Here is a 6,000-nt window from a genome sequence, read left to right as displayed (position 1 = left end):
AATCTAGTTTATAAATTAATCAGAGGGTTCAATTTATTTATACGCTACTTTTGCATATAAACGCCCCAATTATTATGATTTTATTATTTAAAATAATCTAATTTATGCTTATTTTAAAAAATATTGCTAGTGCAACACCAATTAGAACAAACCCAATTATACCTATTATCATGGATTTTATAACTTTTTTGACCCACTTTGAGTCTGCAACTTCATCAAGCTTAGCATCTCTTTTGTTTTGCATATAATATGCCTCCGCAACTTTATAAAATAGTAGTATATCAAAATTAAATAGGGCTATGCAAAAATAAATATTTTTATTTCCTCTCCCTTGTAGTCTTATAGATAAAACTAAAAACCTCTGCAACTGCTTTGTATAGTGCTTCTGGTACTTCTTTATCTAGTTCTACTTTAGAGAGTAGTTCTATGAGGTCTTCATCTTTTTGTATGGGGAGATTGTGAAGCTGGGCTATTTTTATGATGTTGTTTGCAACCTCTCCTTGGCCTTTAGCTGTAACTCTAGGAGCTGACTCTTTGTTCTTGTCATATCTAAGTGCGGCTGCTTTTTTACGACCGGGCATTTAGTGCCTCCCTGCAGACGAGCTTAACTCTTCTCATGCTTTTATCTCAAATCCAATATTTATACTTTGTGTAGTTGCCTCATAAACACTCGTAGGTGTTTTTTTTGTAGCATCTTGTATGCGAATTTCTCGTGGCGTGATGTTTGAGCTGATAAGAGCAGAGCGAAGTGATGGGATATTTTCTTTTATGAGTTCTTTTAGCTTCGCGTTATCTGAGAGAATTTTTATATTTAGTTGATTTTCATCATATAAGACGAGTTTTAAGTTTAGCTCCCCATAGTTTATAAGGTTTAGTGAGATATCACAGTAAAACTTATCATCTATATCTTTTTTTAGCTCGATTTGCCCATCTTTTAACTCTTGCCATGAAAAAGGAAGATAGAGAGATGAGGAGTTTGATAGATGAGAGACGAGCTGATAGTAGTCTATTTGAAGTGCGAGTTTATCGATGTTTTTTAGTATTTCTGTTTGATTTGGGCTGTTTGATTTTACTACTTCTTCTCTAGTTTGAAGCAGAAGTGACTTTAAATCATTTGCAATAATCTCTTTTACATTTTGCTGGGTTTGTAATTTTAGCGGAGCATCTAGTGAGTTGAGTTTGGTTATCTCGCTACTTATCTCTTTAGAAAAAAGTATATCTGTCTTCTTTGCACCTGCAAGCTTTGGATCAACTAGCTTAGCATCTGCTTCTTTTATGTTACTCTCTAGAGTTTGTAAAATCTTAAGAACCCCACGTGATAAAAAAGCAAGTAGCTGTTTGTTATCAGTTTGAGGCTGGAGTAGGGCTTGATTTGTGGCATTTTTGAGTATAGGCGTATCAAGAAGAGTCTGTATATGTTTTGTTAGTGACTTAACTTCATAGACTGAACTTTTATCTACTAAAGCTTGTAGTTTTATAAGTGTGTTTTTGAGTTCTAACTGTGGGTTTTGAGCATTTTTTAGACGTGACTCTAAAAAGACTCCCGAGTTTGCTAGTTTTGCTTTTACATCTTTTTCATTTAGGTTTTTTATATCTACTAAAAAACCTTTTAATACTTTTTGGATGGGAAGCGGTTTTTTATCTGACTTTATAGATGTGAGTAAATCTTTGATGGTTGATGAGACATTACCTAGATTTTTTAGAGTTGGGTTTTGTTTTAGTAGTTGAAGTAGAGTTTTATCACTTGCACTGCTTTGCGCGCTTTGTTTTAGAAGTGAGTTTAAAACTGACTTTAAATCTTTAGCACTACTTAGTGCTTCAAGTTCTTTTGGAGTGGCATTTTTTATCACTTCTTTTAGGGCTTTGTTGGTGTCTGGCAGGATTATGTCTAGTTTTGTATTTGTAGTGATACTCAGCATAGATTAGTATAGCAAATAAATACGTAAAATATCAATGCTCAAATAATTTTGCTGTGATATAATTGCATTATTATGCTTCAACAATACAAAAATGCTATAGAAAAAAGCAATATTATCTCAAAAACCAATATAGAGGGCATCATAACTTTCGTAAATGATGAGTTTTGTAAAATCTCAGGATATACAAAAGAAGAACTTATAGGAAAAAGTCACAACATCGTAAGACATCCAGAAGTTGAATCCCAAAAGTTTAAAACTCTTTGGGATACTATAAAGTCAAAAAAGGTTTATAAAGGTACAGTAAAAAATCGTGCAAAAGATGGCTCTTGCTTTTATGTAAATACAACAGTCATCCCTATTTTGGGTGTTGATGATGAGATAGTAGAGTTCATAGCTATCCGCTATGATGTCACAAAAGAGGTTTTTTATAAAAAAGAACTCCTAAAAAAAGAGAAACAACTCCAAGAACTAAACGAAACACTAGAACTTCGAGTTGAGAGAAAAACTAAAGAGCTTGAAGAGTTAAATCATACCCTTGAAGAGCGTATAAAAGAGGAAGTATCTAACAATGAACAGAAGCAAAAGGTAATGTTTTTGCAATCTCGTCAAGCCTCTCTTGGTCAGATGCTAGCTAATATCGCCCATCAGTGGAGACAACCACTTACAGAGCTAAACCTAACTCTCTTTAGTATGAAAAAAGCGGCTCAAAATGGCGATGAAGGAAAGCTTATATCCTTTTATGATGAGAGTAAAAGTATATTAAAAAATATGTCTGAGACTATAGATGACTTTACAAATTTTTTTAACCCACAAAAGGAAAAACATCTTTTTTTTGTAAATGAAAGTATAGAGGAGGCTCTTAATCTATTAGATAAGATGATAGTAGAAAATATGATAAGCGTTAAAGTAAAACTACAAGAGTTAGAAGTTCTTGGCATCCAAAATGAACTAACGCAAGTCATCATCAACCTTATAAAAAATGCTAAAGATGCTTTTATATCTAAGGCGATTCTCATACGAGAGATAAGTATAACACTAAAGGCAGAAGATGGCTTTGCACACATCGAGATTCAAGACAATGCGGGTGGCATCGCAAAAGAAAATATTGAAAATATATTTGAGCCATACTTTACAACTAAACATCAAAGTAGCGGAACGGGCTTAGGTCTTTTTATGTCAAAGATGATTTGCCAAAAAGGTCTTGAGGGAGATCTTGATGTAAGTAGTAAAAAAGGTATGACAAGTTTTAATATAAAAATCCCAATTGCAAAGAAAAAGAGATGAAAAAGAAGTCACTAAAGAGCTTAAGAGTTCTTTTTGTAGAAGATGAGGAGAACATTGCAAGACTTTTAAAAGAAGCCATAGGCGATAGTTTTTACAGTTTTAATATAGCAAAAGATGGCAGAGATGGTTTAGAGATGTTTGAGAAGATCTCACCAGATATAGTCATCACAGATATAAATATGCCAAACATGAGTGGTTTGGAGATGGCAAATGAACTAAAAAAGATTAACCCAAATATCCCCATCATAATACTCAGTGCATTTAGTGAGAGAGAGAAACTCTTTGGTGCTATAGATGCAGGCGTAGCAAAGTACTTTTTAAAGCCTTATGAGCCAGATGAGATATTAGAGTATATAAGCTCAATAGCTAATGAGTTAGGAAGCAAAACAGTAGAGCTTTGTGATGGTTTTAGCTACAACAAAACCACTCACGCACTCTACAAAGATTCAAGATATGTCTCGCTATCAAAAAACGAAAATAAATTCTTAAAGCTCTTAGTAGAGAATGAAAACAAAATCATAGATGATGGAACTATAAAGAAAAGTGTATGGGGTGAAATTGTAAGCGATGAGAGGCTTAGAACTTTTGTACGAAGACTTAGAGCTAAAACTTCCAAAACACTTATCATAAATATAAAAGGAGTAGGATATAAACTTAGGTTTTTCTCCTAAAGATGATATAACAAAAATTTAGAAAATCAATAAACTAACATCACTCTATTCTCCAGTCTATATATCTATGAGCTATGAGTTTGTCTATCCAAGCTCTCCTAATTAGGTAAAAACCCAGAGGTTTTAGAGTTTGCTTTTGGATTTTTAAGGACAATCTCTTTGTGGGGTGGTATTGATATCTCCACAGTGTGAGAACCTGATGTGAATGAAGAGTTAGTTTAGGGAATATTTCTATTCCCTAAGCATTATTAGATGAAGTTTACTTTAGAAACATGGTGTTTTAAGCCAAGTTCATCAGATGGACATCCAAGAGCAAGCCCTAGCATCTGCTGCATGTGAAGAATTGGAAGTTTGACTTCACGACCAATAGCTTCTGAAGAGTGTTTTGTCTGAGTATCAAGTTTCAGATGGCATAGTGGACATGGTGTTACCATCCAATCAGCATTACCATCCATCGCTCCTGCAATTGCATTACCTGACAAGATAGCTCCAGTTTTTGGAGCTTGAAGTTCTACATGAAAACCACAACATTTATTTTTTTCATTATAATCAACAGTCATACCACCACAAGCGATGATGAGATCATCTAGTGAAGTAGGGTTGTAAGGGTTTTCTTTACTATTGTGAGACTCATTTTGAAGCTCTGATGGACGGATGTTATGGCAGCCATAAAATGGTGCAATATTAAATTGGCTTAGTGGAGTTACAACCATCTCTTTTATCTTATCTAGCCCAATATCATCTATGATGGCATATAAGAAGTGGATAACATTTGAAGTACCTTTGTACTCAAGTCCAACTTCAGCTAGTTTCTCATTGACCTTAGCTTTAAGCTCGGCATTGTTATCAAGACGATGCTTTGTCATTGCAGTATTTAGTTGACAAGTATTACAGATAGTAACCATCGTTAGCCCGTGCTTTTCTGCATAGGCTATATTTCTAGCGTTTAGTACAAGCGATAAAAAATCATCATAATCTTGTAAGTGTGAAGCTCCACAGCATGATGCTTCTGTAAGTTCGATCAGCTCTATATTTAATTTTTTTGCTACTGCTAGTGTTGACATCATCTGCTCTGGAGTACTCTGTTTTGCTGTACATCCTGTAAAAAGTGCGTATTTTAATTTTTTCATATTTTACTCCTAGAACTTTGCAGTTGATGATGATTTGACTAGTTTTTGAATTTCATCTAAGTTATCTGATTTTGGCATATTCCAAGGTAGAACAATCTTACCTTTTCTAAACATTTGTAAGGCTACTGGGATGTGTTTTACAATGGCTGGACCCTCAGAATATAACACCAAAGTACCCTCATCAAGTACACCGTGTTTAGCGATGGAGTTTTTAAATCCAACAGCGTGGCGAGAAGCTACAGTGGAAGTCGCAACTCCCTCACGAAATAGCATCAGATGAAGTTTTGTTATCTTACCAATAGGGTTTATATCTTTTGGACAAGCCTCAGCACACTCAAAGCACTTTACACAGTCCCAAACGCCTTGAGCTTCTTTATGCATCTCTATAAGTCTATCTGTGCCCGCTTCATCACGAACATCTGCTTCAAATCTATAAGCTTTAGCAAATGCTGCTGGCCCAAAAAACTCATCATTTATCTCAACAACTGGACAAGCGTAGTGACAAGCTCCACACTGGATACATAGATCTGCATCATCTAGCTCTTCAGCTTGTTTTGGTGATACCAAGTGCTCTTGTTCTGGATACTCATCAATATCAGAAATAAGATATGGACTAACAGCATCGTGTTTTTGCCAAAAATCAGCTTTATCAATAATCATATCTTTAACAGCCCTTTTTTTACTAAGTGGCTCGAGAGTAATATCATTTCCAAAAAGCTCAATCATATCATTCATGCTCTCTTTACATGCAAGAGTTGCACGACCATTTAGCATGATGGCACATGCACCACATATCCCGTGGCGACAGCTTCTACGATATGAAAAGCTACCATCTAAATCCCATTTAATTCTATTTAATATATCTAAGACAACCTCTTCAGAAGTAACTTCCATAGTATAGTCTTCGTAATATGGTAGATAATCTACATCAGCATTAAAACGAAATACTTTGAAGTTTACTTTTTGTGTAGTTATTTTGTGTGTACTCATAAGTTC

At 34.6% G+C, this 6,000-nt stretch carries 7 protein-coding genes and 1 pseudogene; 2 read left to right on the top strand and 6 right to left on the bottom strand.

Translation table 11 applies throughout. The features are described from left to right. Positions 1-97 precede the first annotated feature (97 nt). The 3 genes from M947_RS23570 to fliK form a co-directional block, all read right to left on the bottom strand. Positions 98-244 (bottom strand): hypothetical protein, encoded by a 147-nt coding sequence (locus tag M947_RS23570; protein WP_021288408.1) that lies wholly within the window; start codon positions 242-244, stop codon positions 98-100. 73 nt (positions 245-317) lie between these two features. Then, a complete protein-coding gene (locus M947_RS22410; RefSeq protein WP_021288407.1) occupies positions 318-581 on the bottom strand; it encodes an EscU/YscU/HrcU family type III secretion system export apparatus switch protein in 264 nt (87 codons plus the stop codon). Between the two features lie 33 nt (positions 582-614). Next, the gene (fliK, locus tag M947_RS22405) at positions 615-1,850 is read right to left on the bottom strand and encodes a flagellar hook-length control protein FliK (RefSeq protein WP_245541269.1); all 1,236 of its coding nucleotides are present in this window, start codon (positions 1,848-1,850) and stop codon (positions 615-617) included. A 141-nt stretch (positions 1,851-1,991) separates the two neighbouring features. On the opposite strand from fliK, the gene M947_RS22400 reads away from it, so the two are divergent. Further along, positions 1,992-3,203, top strand: coding sequence for a PAS domain-containing sensor histidine kinase (locus M947_RS22400; protein WP_021288405.1), 1,212 nt, complete (start codon positions 1,992-1,994; stop codon positions 3,201-3,203). Beyond that, a complete protein-coding gene (locus M947_RS22395; RefSeq protein WP_021288404.1) occupies positions 3,200-3,874 on the top strand; it encodes a response regulator transcription factor in 675 nt (224 codons plus the stop codon). Before M947_RS22400 ends, M947_RS22395 begins: the two co-directional genes overlap by 4 nt. A gap of 55 nt (positions 3,875-3,929) precedes the next feature. Here the strand turns inward: M947_RS22395 and M947_RS23895 are convergent. The 3 genes and pseudogenes from M947_RS23895 to M947_RS22385 form a co-directional block, all read right to left on the bottom strand. Then, positions 3,930-4,060, bottom strand: a pseudogene (locus M947_RS23895) (exodeoxyribonuclease III); the annotation flags it as partial. A 62-nt stretch (positions 4,061-4,122) separates the two neighbouring features. Continuing rightward, the gene (locus tag M947_RS22390) at positions 4,123-5,004 is read right to left on the bottom strand and encodes a CoB--CoM heterodisulfide reductase iron-sulfur subunit B family protein (protein ID WP_021288403.1); all 882 of its coding nucleotides are present in this window, start codon (positions 5,002-5,004) and stop codon (positions 4,123-4,125) included. A 9-nt stretch (positions 5,005-5,013) separates the two neighbouring features. Then, a complete protein-coding gene (locus M947_RS22385; RefSeq protein ID WP_021288402.1) occupies positions 5,014-5,994 on the bottom strand; it encodes a succinate dehydrogenase/fumarate reductase iron-sulfur subunit in 981 nt (326 codons plus the stop codon). Positions 5,995-6,000: the final 6 nt, after the last annotated feature.

Source organism: Sulfurimonas hongkongensis, from assembly GCF_000445475.1.
Classification (GTDB): domain Bacteria; phylum Campylobacterota; class Campylobacteria; order Campylobacterales; family Sulfurimonadaceae; genus Sulfurimonas; species Sulfurimonas hongkongensis.
Note: the sequence above shows the minus strand (reverse complement) of the source record. Positions and strands in the feature narration are given on the sequence as shown.

Coding starts and splice junctions, on each gene's coding strand:
- M947_RS23570 (WP_021288408.1), bottom strand. CDS start 244: ATGCAAAACAAAAGAGATGCTAAGCTTGATGAAGTTGCAGACTCAAAG.
- M947_RS22385 (WP_021288402.1), bottom strand. CDS start 5,994: ATGAGTACACACAAAATAACTACACAAAAAGTAAACTTCAAAGTATTT.
- M947_RS22395 (WP_021288404.1), top strand. CDS start 3,200: ATGAAAAAGAAGTCACTAAAGAGCTTAAGAGTTCTTTTTGTAGAAGAT.
- M947_RS22400 (WP_021288405.1), top strand. CDS start 1,992: ATGCTTCAACAATACAAAAATGCTATAGAAAAAAGCAATATTATCTCA.
- M947_RS22390 (WP_021288403.1), bottom strand. CDS start 5,004: ATGAAAAAATTAAAATACGCACTTTTTACAGGATGTACAGCAAAACAG.
- M947_RS22410 (WP_021288407.1), bottom strand. CDS start 581: ATGCCCGGTCGTAAAAAAGCAGCCGCACTTAGATATGACAAGAACAAA.